This window comes from Clostridium homopropionicum DSM 5847, assembly GCF_001263795.1.
Taxonomy (GTDB): Bacteria; Bacillota; Clostridia; order Clostridiales; family Clostridiaceae; genus Clostridium_H; species Clostridium_H homopropionicum.
The window spans coordinates 59,981-75,133 of sequence record NZ_LHUR01000042.1 but is presented as its reverse complement, the minus strand read 5'-3'; the positions used below and the strand labels follow the sequence as shown (position 1 = coordinate 75,133).

The window sequence follows — 15,153 nt, the reverse complement described above, 5'->3', positions numbered from 1 at the left end:
CATTTTTTATTACCCTTTAAAATAGTTCCGAGAGACTAAAAAGGAGGATGTTTATGTTAAAAGGTAGAAATTTAATTGATCCAATGGACTTTACCCTAGAGGAATTAGAAGAGGTATTCCAGTTAGCAGATAAAATAATTGAAAATCCAGCTAAGTATTCAAAAGTTTGCGAAGGAAAGCTTTTAGCTACTCTTTTTTACGAACCAAGTACAAGAACTAGATTAAGCTTTGAAGCTGCAATGTTAAGACTAGGGGGCAGGGTTTTGGGATTCTCTGATGCAAATTCCAGCTCAGTAGCTAAGGGGGAAAGCTTAGGAGATACTATAAGAACAGTTGGATGTTATGCTGATATAATAGCTATAAGACATCCAAAGGAAGGTTCAGCAAGAGTTGCATCTATGTACTCACAAATACCTGTAATTAATGCGGGAGATGGAGGACATCAACATCCTACTCAAACATTAACAGATTTATTAACTATTCGAAATGTTAAAGGTGAATTTTCAAATCATGTTATTGGGCTTTGCGGAGATTTAAAATTCGGAAGAACAGTACATTCTTTAGTAAAAGCTTTATCAAGATATAAGAATAATAAGTTTATACTTATCTCTCCAGATGAATTAAAAATTCCAGATTATATAAAAGAAGAAATATTAAAGAAGAATAATACAGAATTTGAGGAAGTAGAAAGACTAGAAGATGTTATAGATCAATTAGATATTCTATACATGACAAGAGTTCAAAAAGAAAGATTTTTCAATGAAGCAGAATATATAAGATTAAAAGATAGCTATATTTTAGATGCTCAAAAGATGAGAATGGCAAAAGAGGATATGATTATTCTTCATCCACTACCAAGAGTTAACGAGATAGCAACTGAAATTGATTCAGATCCGAGGGCTTATTATTTCAAGCAAGCTAAGTTTGGAATGTATGTTAGAATGGCTCTTATATCAAAGCTTTTGGGGGTGTGTTAGTAATGCTTAATATAGATAGTATAAAGGATGGAATAGTAATTGACCATATAAAAGCTGGCAGCGGAATTAAAATATTTAATTATTTAGGGCTAGAGAATGCTGAATTTTCAGTGGCTCTAATTATGAATGCAAACAGTAAAAAATTAGAGAAAAAGGATATAATAAAAATTGATAATAAAATTGATATAGATTTTACAGTGCTTGGGCTAATTGATCCTAACATAACAATAAGTATTATTGAAAACTGTGAAACTAAAGAGAAGATCAAGCTTAACCTTCCTGAGGAAGTAGAAAATGTTATGGTATGTAAAAACCCTAGATGCATAACAACTGCTGAAGAAACTATACCTCAACAATTCTATCTTGTTGATAAAGAAAATAGAGAATATAGATGCAGATATTGTGATGAAGCACACAAAAATGATATCTAGGAGGAAACGGACAATGGAGTTATTGATTAAAAATGTAAGAGTAATTGATTGGGCCCAGGATTTTTATGGAGATGTTTATATAAATAAAGGGAAAATATATGAGATTGGAAAGCACCTATCAAAGGAATGTGATACAATTGACGGAAGAGGAAAAACTTTAATGCCAGCTTTTGTTGACTTGCATGCTCATTTTAGAGAGCCTGGATTTACCCATAAAGAAGATATTTTAAGTGGAAGCAGAGCAGCAGTACGAGGGGGATATACCACAGTTAACCTAATGGGAAATACTAATCCCGTTTCTTCTAGTATGGATGTTGTTAATTATGTAAAGGAAAAAGCAAAGAAAATAGGCCTAGTAGATGTAAATCAAGTAATAACTATAACTAATAATTTGCAAGGAAAAGATATAAGCCATTTAGATATTTTACCGCCGACTGTTAAATTTATTTCTGATGATGGAAAAGGTGTTGTAGACAACAAAATTACACTAGATGCTATGATTAAGGCAAAAGCTAAGGGTATAACAATAATGTCTCATGCGGAAAGTCCAGAAATGAGCAAAGTTGACATGAGGATGGCAGAGAATTTGATGACTTGGAGAGATATAGAATTAGCTAAGTTTACTGGCTGCAAGCTTCACATGTCACATGTAAGCACAAAAGAGGCAATGAAATACGTAATTAATGGAAAGAAAGAGGGTGCAAAACTTACTTGTGAAGTGGCACCTCATCATATAGCTCTTTGGGGAGAAGGATATAGAGTAAATCCACCAATAAGAGAAATTGAAGATGTAAATTTCTTAATAAAAGCTATTCAGGAGGGTTATGTGGATGCAATTGCTACAGATCATGCACCACATACTGAGGAAGATAAGAAAAATGGAGCTCCAGGTATTTCTGGTATTGAAACTTCCTTCTCTATATGTTACACAAGCCTAGTAAAAGGTGATAAAATTTCTCTAAATAAATTATCAGAAATAATGTCTAAAGGACCAGCTGAAATAATGGGATTAAATAAAGGACAAATAAGTATAGGATTTGAAGGAGATCTTACTTTAATAGACTTAGAAAAAGAATATATTGTAGATTCAAAAAAGTTTTTATCAAAGGGAAAAAATACACCTTTCAATGGCAAAAAGGTTTTTGGAGAAATATTAATTACCATTAAAGGGGGAAAAGTGGTTTATAGTAACCAATAAGGGAAGAACAAATCACTAGTCGCTAATCACTAATCCCTAGCGACTAGATACTAGAGATTAGCGATTATTATTCAAAAAGGTGGTATTAAAATGATTATAGATAAATTGTATGAGGCTGTTAATAAAAGAGGAAATGTATGTGTTGGTTTGGACACGGAATTAGGTTATATACCTGAAGGTTTTAGAAAACAGTATACGGATATAGAGGAAGCACTTTTCCAATTTAATAAAAATATAATTGATGCTACCTATGATCAAGCAGCTTGCTTTAAGGTTCAAATAGCGTATTATGAAGCTTATGGCATAAAAGGCTTACTTGCTTATAAAAAAACCTTAGAATATATTAAGGAAGTTAAAAGTATTGCTATCTCTGATATAAAAAGAGGAGATATCTCAAAGACTGCAGAAATGTATGCTAAGGGTCATTTTGAAGGAGATTTTGAAACAGATTTTATAACTTTAAATCCTTATATGGGGATGGACAGCATAGAGCCTTTTGTTCCATATATGAAGAATAAAGAAAAAGGAATATTCGTTTTAATTAGAACATCAAATCCAGGATCTAAGGATTTTGAATATATAGAAGATAAATCTGGTAAAAGAGTTTATGATATAGTTGGAGAAAAATTAGAAGTTCTAGGGAAAGAAGTAATGGGTTATTGTGGATATAGTTCCATAGGCGGTGTAGTTGGATGTACAACTGCAGAAGATGGAATTAAAATAAGAAGTGACTTTAGTAATACATTCTTCTTAATACCTGGCTTTGGTGCACAGGGTGGTGGAGCAGAAGAAGCTAAAGTATATCTTAAAAATGGAAATGGTGGAGTAGTTAATTCTTCTAGAGGCATTTTGCTAGCTTATAAGAAACATGAGGATGGAGAAGATAACTTTCAAAAATACGCTAGAGAAGAAGTTCTAAAGATGAAGAAAGAACTTGGAAGGGAGTAGCAAGTATGCAATACTCAAAGGAAATAGTTAAGGAAAATATAGAAATTTCTAAGGGTATATATAAATTAGTTCTGGAAGGAAATTTTTATGCAAAGCCAGGGCAATTTTATATGCTTAAGGCTTGGGAAGAAGGTTTAATACTTCCAAGACCAATAAGTGTGTATGAAGTAGATGGAAAATGTCTAAGCTTTCTTTATGCTTTAGTAGGAAAAGGTACAAGGGAATTAAGTAAATTACAGATAGGTGATGAAATACAAATTACAGGAGCTCTAGGAAATGGCTTTCCTTTAGATAAGATAAAAGGTAAGGTAGCAATTGTTGCTGGAGGCATAGGTATAGCTCCTATGAACTACTTAGTAAAACAGCTAGAAGGTTGTGAAATTGATTTATATGCTGGTTTTAGAGAGGTAGATTATTCTCTAGAGGAATTAGAGAAGTATGTAAAATCAGTATATGTAGCTACTGAAAGTGGAAACAAAGGTCATAAAGGATATATTACAGACCTTTTAAAGGTTGAAAATTATGATTTAGTTTTATGTTGTGGACCGGAAATTATGATGAAGAAAGTAGTAGATATGTGCAGCGAAAAAAATATAAATGTTTATGTATCTATGGAAAAGAGGATGGCCTGCGGAATAGGTGCTTGTTTAGTGTGTACATGCAAAACAAAAGAAGGGAATAAGAGAAGCTGTAAAGAAGGTCCAGTTTTTAATGGAAGGGATTTGATTTTCAATGATTAATGTAAATATATGTGGAGTAGAATTTAAGAACCCTGTAATTGCTGCCTCTGGTACCTTTGGCTTTGGAGATGAATATAGAGAGCTTTATGATGTATCAAAGCTAGGGGGCATTTCAAGTAAGGGCTTAACTATAAATAAAAAGGAAGGCAATGACGGAATTAGAATATATGAAACAGCTAGTGGAATAATGAATAGTGTAGGTCTTCAGAATCCAGGAGTTGATTCATTTATTGAGGACTATATTCCTAAAATGAAAAAACTGAATACAGTTATATTGGCTAATCTTGGTGGAGGATGCATTGAGGATTACTTACAAGGTATAGAAAAGTTAAATGATACAGATGTGCATATGATAGAATTAAATATATCTTGTCCAAATGTAAAAAGCGGTGGTATGGCATTTGGAATAAAATCAAAGGTTGCCTATGAGGTTGTAAAAGAAGTAAAAAATATATGTAAAAAACCTTTAATAGTTAAACTATCCCCTAATGCAGAGGATATAGTGGATATGGCTGTAAGCTGTGTAAAGGCTGGAGCTGATGGGATATCTTTAATAAATACCTTTAAAGCCATGGCAATAGATATAAAGAATAGAAAGCCAGTGTTTAACAATGTATATGCCGGTTTATCTGGTCCTGCAATAAAGCCAATAGCGCTTAGAATGGTTCACGAGGTCTGCAAAAACGTAGATGTTCCTGTAATAGGAATGGGAGGAATATCTAGTGCTGAGGATGCTATTGAGTTTATAATGGCTGGTGCTCATGCTGTGCAGGTGGGAACAGGAAACTTTATGAAACCAGATATTTGTTTAGATATAATTAATGGAATAGAAACCTTTATGGAAGAACAAGGTATCAAAGATATAAGTGAAATTAGAGGAATAGTTTAAGGGAAGTTGCTAGTAGCCAGTAACCAGTGACTAGTATCTAATCACTAGAGATTAGCGACTAGAGATTAGCGGTTAGCGACTAAAAAATAGTTATTTTAACAAAACGGAGGGTAAAATTATGAACAATAATGTTAATGTATTAGAAATATTAAAGGAAGCTGATGCTTTATTAGAGGGTCATTTTCTATTGTCTTCAGGTAGACATAGCAATAGATATGTACAATGTGCAAAGCTTTTACAATATCCAGATAAAGCAGAAAAGGTATTAAGTGTTACATACAATAAAATAAAAGATTTAGATTTTGATATAGTTTTAGGGCCAGCAATGGGAGGCATTATAGTTGCTTATGAACTAGGACGTCAACTTCAGAAGCCAGCAATATTTACTGAAAGAGTAGATGGGAAAATGACTCTTAGACGTGGTTTTGAGATAAAACCAGGGCAAAAAGTTTTAATAACAGAAGATGTAGTAACTACTGGAAAATCATCTCTTGAAACTGCAGAGGTTATAAAGAGCTTAGGAGGAGAGGTAATTGGAATTGCTTGTATAGTTGATAGAAAAACAAGCAATATACAATATCCTATTTATAGTGCCGTAGAGCTTGAAATTGAAAGCTTTACTCCAGAGGAATGTCCATTATGCAAGCAAGGGTTAGAATATATAAAGCCTGGTAGCAGAAATATAAAGTAAATGTGAGAAATCCATAAACATATTTAAAGGATATGTCTATGGATTTCTTTTATTTAACAATAAATATGGAGGGCAAAAATCTTTCGCCATATTGGCTGGATGGCTTACTTACAATTTCATTTTTGTAGTACATGACACTTGAGGATCCCCCGTCAAGACTTACTGCGTTATAAGCACTATACTCAAGCATAATATCTTGGACTTGTTTTAAAGTTGCACCTATACTGTGAAGCTGCCTTCCGTCTATTACTAGCATTAAAATCTTTCCATCCTTAGTTTGACCAATAGCAGTACGAGGTTGAATACCTGAGTTATTTGAGCTTTCTTCAATAAGACCCTTGCCATTAACAATAAGTCTGCAGAAATAGCTTAATCCGTCTCTTATATTCATTTTTTTTATTTCATTGAGAGAATAGTTACCAGCAATTAATATGTTATCCTTGTTAAAGCCTATAAAGTTATAACTTGCCTTGTCTTCGGTGAAAATTATCTTGCTATCTTTAATTATAATTCCTAATGGATTACCACCGTTGCCGTGACCACTATCATCCTTAAAACCTCCGCCATTGATTGCAGCAGAAACTTTTTTTGTCTTTATATAGTCCTTAATTTTAATTCCTCTTTCATTTAGATTTTCAGTTACGTCAACTGAAACCATCGATGGATCGGAAATAGTTAGTAAGTATCCTTTAAATCCTTTACCACTAATGAAATTTAAATTACAGTAATCATTTGAAGAAACATCAGATTTATGTGAGTTTTCTTGAAGATCGAATTCATTTGATTTATTAAAATTAAAAGCAGATAAAGATTCCAGATTTTTTATGTCTATACTTTTTATATTTACCTTTTCATTTTTATCATTAATGCTATTTTGGGATAATACTTTATCTATGGTAGATTTAGGGAAAAGAAAGGTAGCTAAATACTGATGAGTATAAGTAGACATTGCAGTATTTATCCACAATTCTCTAGGCTTCTCAAAGGGACCGTAAAGTAAGAAAGCTGTGCTACCAATGATGAATAATAATAAAATTATAAATATCTTAAATAATTTTTTTATAATTTTCAAAATAAATTCTCCTTTATATAGGGGATAGAAAAATATATAAGATTATACCATATATTTACAATTGTTGTAAATCTTATATTACTAATCTTTAATATTTAATACGTAAGTATAGTAAAAATGGTTCGCAAGTAAAAAAAGTTAATAATTTAATAACATAATTGTTTTTAAATTACTAACTTTTTATTGAAATAATACTAATAATTTAGATTTTCTAAAAGTTGTTCTTCTAACTGTGAGCACAAAATTTTATCCATAGGAGGCAGATCTTTAAGTTTATAGAGATAATTCAGTGTATCATATTTGTGAACTCCCAAAGTATGATAAGGCAGCAACTCAACTTTATCAACATTGTGGATAGTTTTTATTATATTTTTAAGATTTTCTAAGTGATCTTTAGAATCTGTAATTCCAGGAACAACCACATGCCTTATAAGTACTCTTGCGTTAGAATTGTTTATAGCTTCAATGAACTTATTTAATCTTTTCATTGATACTCCAGTAAGAGATAAAAAATCATTTTCATTTACATGTTTGATATCTAAAATTACTAAGTCAGTAAAACTTAAAATTTCATCTAACTTTTCATTTCCATAACCAGAGGTATCTATAGCAGTATGGATGTTATGCTCCTTACATAGCTTTAAAGTTTCAAGTAAAAAGTCAGGCTGCATTAATGGCTCTCCACCAGAAAAGGTTACTCCTCCACCATTTTTAAAATATGGCTTAAAACGAAGAATTTTTTCCATTAATTCCTCAGGAGTAGTTTCAGTACCCTCGTTAAAATTCCAAGTATCAGGATTATGACAAAAAAGACATCTTAAAGGGCATCCTTGAAGAAAAATTACATTTCTTATTCCCGGTCCATCCACAAGACCCATGCTTTCAAAAGAGTGAATTCTACCTATGGTCATTAATGCGCCTCCTAAAATTTATAATTACATCTTTTCATGGAAAGTTCTCTTAATAACTTCCAGTTGTTGCTTTTTAGTTAATCTATTAAAATGAACAGCATAGCCTGAAATTCTTATAGTTAACGTAGGATATTTTTCAGGGTTCTCCATAGCGTCAATTAGTGTAGTTCTATTTAATACATTTATGTTTAAATGGAAACCACCTTGAGAACAATATCCATCAATAATGTTAGCTAAATTGTTAATTCTAGAAATTTCATCTTTCCCTAAGGCATCTGGAACAATTGAGAAGGTATTAGAAACTCCATCTTGACACCATTCCCTATATGGTATTTTAGCTACTGAATTTAATGACGCAAGGGCACCGTTTGAATCTCTTCCGTGCATTGGATTTGCTCCAGGAGCAAGAGGTTCTCCTTTTAATCTTCCATCAGGTGTTGAACCGGTTTTCTTACCATATACAACATTTGAGGTTATGGTAAGGGCTGATAAAGTATGTTCAGCGTTTCTATATGCAGCATGCTTTTTTAATTCAGAAGAAAACTTCTTAACTACTTCTACAGCTATATCATCAACTCTGTCGTCGTCGTTTCCGTATTTTGGGAAATCTCCTTGTATATCAAAATCTACAGCAATACCAGCGTCATCTCTTATAGGTTTAACCTTAGCAAATTTTATGGCACTTAAGGAGTCAGCTATACAAGATAGGCCAGCTATTCCAAAGGCCATGAATCTATGAACTTTTGTATCATGTAATGCCATTTGGCTTGACTCGTAAGCGTATTTATCGTGCATGTAATGTATTGTATTCATAGTATCTACATATAACTCTGCAACATATTCTATTACTTTCCAATAATTTTCTTTAACCTTCTTATAATCTAAGGTTTCATCTGATATCAAAGGTATGTTTGGAACTACTTTTATTGTGCTTCCATCTTTTTCTTTAGCTATCTCATCTATTCCACCGTTTATAGCATATAATAAGGATTTAGCAAGATTAGCTCTGGCACCAAAAAGCTGCATTTGTTTTCCTATTTGCATTGCAGAAACACAGCAAGCAATACCGTAGTCATCTCCATAAACAGGTCTCATCAAGTCATCATTTTCATATTGAATTGCATCTGTTTCAATAGACATTTTTGCACAGTATTTTTTAAAGCCCCCAGTTAATTTTTCTGACCATAACACAGTCATGTTTGGCTCTGGAGCAGGACCTAAATTTGTTAAAGTGTGCAAGAATCTAAAAGAGTTTTTAGTAACTAATGGCTTTCCGTTTATTCCAACTCCACCTATGGATTCAGTAATCCAGGTTGGATCTCCGGCAAATAATTCGTTATATTCAGGAGTTCTAAGGTGTCTCACCATTCTTAATTTAATTACAAATTGATCTACAAGCTCTTGAGCTTCTTCCTCAGTAATTAGTCCATTTTTTAAATCTCTTTCAATAAATATATCCATAAAAGTAGATACTCTTCCAAGGGACATAGCTGCACCATTATTTTCTCTTGCACCAGCTAAATAAGAGAAGTATATAGTTTGTATGGCTTCATGTGAATTTTTTGCAGGTTCAGAAATATCAATCCCATAGCTAGCAGCCATGGCTTTTATCTTTTTTAATGCTTTAATTTGTTCAGAAACTTCTTCACGAAGTTTAATCATGTCATCTATAGCAGGGCCTTTTAAATTTTTTAAATCTTTTTTCTTATCTTCAATTAAATAATCTATTCCATATAGAGCTATTCTTCTATAGTCTCCAATAATTCTTCCTCTTCCGTAAGCATCAGGTAATCCAGTTAGAAGACCTACGTGTCTTGCAACCTTTGTTTCTTCAGTGTATGCATCGAAAACACCTTCGTTGTGAGTTTTTCTATATTTAGTAAAGGTTTCTTTTAATCCAGATTCCATTTTATAACCATATTCCTCAAGAGATTGTTCTACCATTCTCATTCCGCCGTATGGGTTCATAAGCCTTTTTAATGGAGCATCAGCTTGAAATCCAACTATAAGTTCATTTTCTTTATCTAAGTAGCAAGGGGTAAAGCCATCAATAGAAGAAAATTTACTTGTTTCTACCCCAGATACACCTTCTTTTATGTCTTTTATTATAAGTGAGTTAGCTTTTTCCCAAATAGCTTTAGTTCTTTTTGTAGGGGCTGATAGAAAGCTCTCATCACCTTCGTATAAAGTATAGTTTTTTTGAATAAAATTTCTTACATCTATTTCTTCAGTCCAAGTGCTTATTTTAAATCCATCCCATTGTTTAAACATATAAAATCCTCCCTAAAATTATTTTTTTATTTTTTCTTATGTAGAAATTTAATATATTTATTTGCTAGACACAATTTAGATTATACAACAAAAAAGTGAAAATGTTAATATTAAAATGAAAATTCGATAAAACTCTCGTTATATTACGAATTATAAAATGTATAAAAAAATGAATGTTCGTAATTTATAAAAATATTGACGGAAATTGTTTTTTATGATAACATAATATAAATAAATGCAGTAAGCCTTTAAGCTAGTCCGAGAGACTAATAAGGAACTGATGAAAGATGCGGTATCCTTCTGTCTTGGTGCAGAAGTTTTTTTATGCCTAAAATTAAATATCTGAATACCTTTAATTTAGTCCAGAGAGATTAGAAAGGTTAAATAATCGTAGTATTTTACTGCTAAATAGTTGATAACTAGGGATATTATAACCTTCTGCCGGTCTGCAGAAGGTTTTTTTGTACACTAAGTATTGACATTAAAAAATGAAAATGATACTCTTTGTATAAATATAAATATATTTTGTATAAATATAATGAGTGTTTTTAAAAATTAAGTAGTAGGTATTAACATTTACTTATTAAAATACATGATTTTTTACATTTAGATTACTAGCTTTAAAATAGGCACGAAAATATAAATTTGGTGAATAATTTTCCGCATATGTGAAAATGTATTTACAATTACAGGGGGTAATAAATAGTGAATGGAATATTGTATCTTGAAGATGGAACAATATATAAGGGTAAAGGTTTCGGAAAAATAGGAACATCATTAGGAGAAATAGTATTTAATACTTCTATGACAGGTTATGGAGAAATATTGACTGATCCATCCTATGCAGGTCAAGTAATAACAATGACTTACCCACTAATCGGTAACTACGGAGTAAATAATGAACACTTAGAATCAGAAAAAGTACACGCAAAGGGTTTTGTTGTAAAGTCAATCTGTGATAGCCCTTCAAACTATACCTGTGAAGAAGACATTAGTTCAATGCTAAACAAAATGAACATAGTAGGAGTTTATGGGGTAGATACAAGAAGCATAACAAAGAAAATAAGAAGTAAGGGTGCTATGAAATGTTTAATATCTAATGAAGATTTGCCATTAGATAAATATAAAGAAATTCTTGAAAATTTTATACCTGAAGTGAATTTTGTAGAGCAGGTAAGCACTAAAGAAATATATAAAATTGAAGGAAAAGGTCATAAAGTAGTATTAATGGACTTTGGAGCAAAGAAGAATATAATAAGAGATTTAAAGCAAAGAAATTGTGATATAACAGTTGTGCCTTATGACACCAGCTTTGAGAAGATAATGGAATTAAATCCTGATGGAGTTATGCTTAGTAACGGTCCTGGAGATCCAAAGGATGTTCCAGAAGCAATTGAAACAGTGAAAAAATTAGTTGAGGTAAAGCCTACCTTTGGAATATGCCTTGGACATCAAATTTTAGCTCTTTCCTTCGGTGGAGACACATACAAACTAAAATTTGGACACAGAGGCGGTAACCATGGTGTTTATGATATAAATAGAGATAAAGCATATATAACAGCTCAAAATCATGGATACGCAGTGGATTCTGAAAGCATAAAGGATAAGAATTTAGTTGTCACTCATATAAATTTAAACGATAATACAGTAGAGGGAATTAAGCATAAATCTCTTCCAATATTTTCTGTTCAGTTTCATCCAGAGGGTGCACCAGGACCAGCTGATTCAGCGTATTTATTTGATATGTTTATCGAAAACATGGATAAAAACGCTTAAGGAGCAGGAAAATAGAATAAGGAGCTAGGGGGTAAAGCTATGCCATTAGATAAAAGTTTAAAAAGAGTATTAATATTAGGTTCAGGACCTATTATAATTGGTCAAGCAGCAGAATTTGACTATTCAGGGACTCAGGCTTGTAAGTCAATAAAGGAAGAGGGAATAGAAACAATTCTAGTTAATAGTAATCCAGCTACAATTATGACAGATATGCATATGGCAGATAAGATATATATTGAGCCGTTAAAAGTAGAGGTTCTTGAAAAAATAATAGAAAAAGAAAAACCAGATGGAATACTTGCAGGCTTCGGTGGTCAAACAGCATTAAATATTGCAATGGAGCTAAAAGAAAAGGGAATCTTAGATAAATTTAGTGTTAAACTTCTAGGAGTAAACAGCGAATCTATAAAAAAGGCAGAAGACAGAGAAGAATTTAAAAAGCTAATGCTTGAAATTGATGAGCCGATTCCTATTAGCACTATTGCAGTAAACCTAGAACAATGTAAGGAATTCGTTGAAAAGAATGGTTTACCAATAATAATAAGACCTGCTTATACCTTAGGAGGTACCGGCGGTGGAATTGCTGAAACCATGGAGCAGTACATGGAGATATGCGAACTTGGACTTACATTGAGTCCAATACATCAAATACTTCTTGAACAAAGCGTTGCAGGGTGGAAGGAACTAGAATACGAAGTAATAAGAGATAAAAAAGATAATTGTATTATAATATGTAATATGGAAAATATAGATCCTGTAGGTGTACATACAGGAGACAGTATAGTTGTTGCACCTTCACAAACCTTAACAGATAAAGAATATCAAATGTTAAGAAACTCTGCTCTTAAAATAATAAGAAATTTAAAAATCGAAGGTGGATGTAATATACAATTTGCTTTAGACCCATTTAGCAAAAGGTATATAGTAATAGAAGTTAATCCAAGAGTTAGCCGTTCTAGTGCTCTTGCTTCAAAGGCTGCAGGATATCCTATTGCAAAGATTGCTTCAAAGATTGCAATTGGATACAGCTTAGATGAGCTTAAAAATTATGTAACTCAAAATTCTAGTGCTTGTTTTGAGCCAGCCTTAGACTATGTTGTTGTAAAAATGCCAAAATGGCCATTTGATAAGTTCAATACAGCGGCTAGAAGGCTAGGAACTCAAATGAAGGCAACAGGTGAAGTTATGGCAATAGATAGAAATTTTGAAAGTGCCTTTATAAAAGCTATAACTTGCTTAGAAGGAAAAATGACGGGCTTAAAGCTTCAAAATGCAAAGGAATTAACAGAGGAACAGCTTATTTCTAAAATAAAAATGCAGGATGATGAGAGAATATTTGCTATAGGTGAAGCTTTCAGAAGAGATTTTACAGTTGATTCAATTAACGAAATGACTAAAATAGATAAGTGGTTTTTAAATAAAATAAATAACATTGTTCAAATAGAAAAAAGATTGGAAAGCAAAAATATAGATAATGAGCTTATATGCGATGCAAGTACTATGGGCTTTACAGATGATCAAATAAGTAGTCTTTCAAATGTAGATGTGAGAAAGATCGGAATAATTAAAAACCTAAAGGATATATACCCTGTATATAAGATGGTTGATACTTGCAGCGGTGAGTTTGAAGCAAAAACTCCTTACTACTATTCTTGCTATGATTCTGAAGATGAGAATGTAGTTACAGATAAAGAAAAGATAATGGTTATCGGGTCTGGACCTATAAGAATAGGTCAAGGTATAGAGTTTGATTACTGTTGTGTTCATGGATCATGGGCTATTAATAAAGCTGGATACGAATCAATAATGATAAATAACAATCCTGAAACAGTAAGTACAGATTTTGATACTTCAGATAAGCTTTATTTTGAATCATTGTTTATTGATGATGTAATGAATGTAATAAGAAAAGAAAATCCTAAGGGAGTTATAATACAATTCGGAGGGCAAACATCTATAAATCTCGGAGAAAAGTTAAGCCAAAGAGGAGTTAATATTCTAGGAACAAGCTTTGAATCCATTGATTTAGCTGAAGATAGAGATAAGTTTAGACAGTTATTAGGAGAATTAAAGGTAAAAACTCCAACAGGAAGTCCAGTAAAGGATGTAGAAGAAGCCTTTAAAGTAGTTGAAGAACTAGGCTATCCGGTTATTGTAAGACCTTCCTATGTAATAGGTGGAAGAGCTATGGAGGTTATTTACGATAAAGTAGCTTTAGAAAAGTATATGAGAGAAGCAGTAAGTTTAGGTAATGAGCACACTATAATTGTGGATAAATATGTAAAGGGAACAGAAATAGAAGTAGATGCTTTAGCAGATGGAGAAGACATACTAATTCCAGGAATAATGGAACATGTAGAAAGAACTGGGGTTCACTCTGGTGACAGTATTACAGTATACCCTTATATGACGTTAAGTGAAGAAACAATAAATAAACTTGTAGAAAACACTAAAAAAATTGCAAAAGCATTAAAAATAAAAGGACTCGTGAACATACAGTATGTTTTTGATGGAAAAGATGTATATGTAATTGAGGTTAATCCAAGAGCATCAAGAACAGTTCCAATACTAAGTAAGGTTACTGGAGTTCCTATGGTAAATATTGCAGTACAAATTATGCTAGGAAATAAATTAAAGGATTTAGAGTATGGTACAGGTCTTATGAAAGAACATAAGATGCATGCTGTTAAAGTACCGGTATTTTCTAATGAAAAGCTTGCTGATGTAGACACTTATTTAGGACCAGAAATGAAGTCTACAGGAGAGGTGCTTGGAGTAGACCATGATTTAGATAAAGCCATATATAAAGGCTTTAAGGCTGCAGGAATAAATGTTAACTTAAAGGGTTCAGTTTATGTTTCCTTAAAAGATGTTGACAAGGAAGAAGGAGCTGAAATAGTTAAACAATATTATTTAGAAGGATATAAAATATATGCTTCTAAAGGAACTGGAGAAGTACTAAAGAAACAAAATATAGAATGCGAAATTATAGGAATGGTAAAATTATTTGAGCTTATAAGCAAGGGTGAAGTTGGCTTTATTATAAATACTCCAACCAAAGGTAATAATTGTATCACTAGCGGATTTAAAATAAGAAGAAAAGCTGCAGAATACAAAGTTCCTGTATTTACATGCATAGATACTGCAAAAATATTCTTAAAAGCTATTAAAGTTGAAAAGGAAAATGTAGATATAGAATATCTACCTATAAACGAATATTTCCAATAAAAAATATATAACTTTTACAGA

Annotated in this window: 12 protein-coding genes; 9 read left to right on the top strand and 3 right to left on the bottom strand. The window is 32.1% G+C overall.

Translation table 11 applies throughout. The annotated features are described in order from the left end of the window. The first annotated feature begins 53 nt into the window (after positions 1-53). From pyrB to pyrE, 7 genes are all read left to right on the top strand, one after another. A complete protein-coding gene (pyrB, locus tag CLHOM_RS15375) occupies positions 54-977 on the top strand; it encodes an aspartate carbamoyltransferase (protein ID WP_052222585.1) in 924 nt (307 codons plus the stop codon). Positions 978-979: 2 nt separating this feature from the next. Next, positions 980-1,408 carry an aspartate carbamoyltransferase regulatory subunit gene (locus CLHOM_RS15370; protein ID WP_052222584.1) on the top strand — a complete coding sequence of 143 codons (429 nt, stop codon included), beginning with the start codon at positions 980-982 and terminating at the stop codon, positions 1,406-1,408. 13 nt (positions 1,409-1,421) lie between these two features. Continuing rightward, complete coding sequence (locus CLHOM_RS15365; protein WP_052222583.1) at positions 1,422-2,606, top strand: dihydroorotase; 1,185 nt, start codon at positions 1,422-1,424, stop codon at positions 2,604-2,606. A gap of 90 nt (positions 2,607-2,696) precedes the next feature. Then, on the top strand, positions 2,697-3,554 hold the full coding sequence (pyrF, locus tag CLHOM_RS15360; RefSeq protein WP_052222582.1) for an orotidine-5'-phosphate decarboxylase: 858 nt from the start codon (positions 2,697-2,699) through the stop codon (positions 3,552-3,554). 5 nt (positions 3,555-3,559) lie between these two features. Continuing rightward, the gene (locus CLHOM_RS15355; RefSeq protein WP_052222581.1) at positions 3,560-4,294 is read left to right on the top strand and encodes a dihydroorotate dehydrogenase electron transfer subunit; all 735 of its coding nucleotides are present in this window, start codon (positions 3,560-3,562) and stop codon (positions 4,292-4,294) included. After that, positions 4,287-5,183: a dihydroorotate dehydrogenase gene (locus CLHOM_RS15350; protein WP_052222580.1), complete on the top strand. Its 897-nt coding sequence runs from the start codon at positions 4,287-4,289 to the stop codon at positions 5,181-5,183. The genes CLHOM_RS15355 and CLHOM_RS15350 overlap by 8 nt, the downstream gene beginning before the upstream one ends. Positions 5,184-5,301: 118 nt before the next feature. Continuing rightward, a complete protein-coding gene (pyrE, locus tag CLHOM_RS15345) occupies positions 5,302-5,874 on the top strand; it encodes an orotate phosphoribosyltransferase (protein ID WP_074782676.1) in 573 nt (190 codons plus the stop codon). Positions 5,875-5,923: 49 nt separating this feature from the next. Here pyrE and CLHOM_RS15340 read toward each other — a convergent pair whose 3' ends face one another. The 3 genes from CLHOM_RS15340 to pflB all read right to left on the bottom strand — a co-directional run bounded on the left by CLHOM_RS15340 (position 5,924) and on the right by pflB (position 10,128). Continuing rightward, positions 5,924-6,946 (bottom strand): phosphodiester glycosidase family protein, encoded by a 1,023-nt coding sequence (locus tag CLHOM_RS15340; protein WP_052222578.1) that lies wholly within the window; start codon positions 6,944-6,946, stop codon positions 5,924-5,926. Between the two features lie 194 nt (positions 6,947-7,140). Next, positions 7,141-7,857, bottom strand: coding sequence for a pyruvate formate-lyase-activating protein (gene pflA / locus CLHOM_RS15335; RefSeq protein WP_052222577.1), 717 nt, complete (start codon positions 7,855-7,857; stop codon positions 7,141-7,143). Positions 7,858-7,881: 24 nt separating this feature from the next. Further along, positions 7,882-10,128 (bottom strand): formate C-acetyltransferase, encoded by a 2,247-nt coding sequence (gene pflB, locus CLHOM_RS15330; RefSeq protein WP_052222576.1) that lies wholly within the window; start codon positions 10,126-10,128, stop codon positions 7,882-7,884. Positions 10,129-10,833: 705 nt separating this feature from the next. Here pflB and carA point away from each other — a divergent pair. Then, a complete protein-coding gene (carA, locus tag CLHOM_RS15325) occupies positions 10,834-11,904 on the top strand; it encodes a glutamine-hydrolyzing carbamoyl-phosphate synthase small subunit (RefSeq protein WP_052222575.1) in 1,071 nt (356 codons plus the stop codon). A gap of 39 nt (positions 11,905-11,943) precedes the next feature. Continuing rightward, positions 11,944-15,132 carry a carbamoyl-phosphate synthase (glutamine-hydrolyzing) large subunit gene (carB, locus tag CLHOM_RS15320; RefSeq protein WP_052222574.1) on the top strand — a complete coding sequence of 1,063 codons (3,189 nt, stop codon included), beginning with the start codon at positions 11,944-11,946 and terminating at the stop codon, positions 15,130-15,132. The last annotated feature ends 21 nt before the right edge of the window (positions 15,133-15,153 follow it).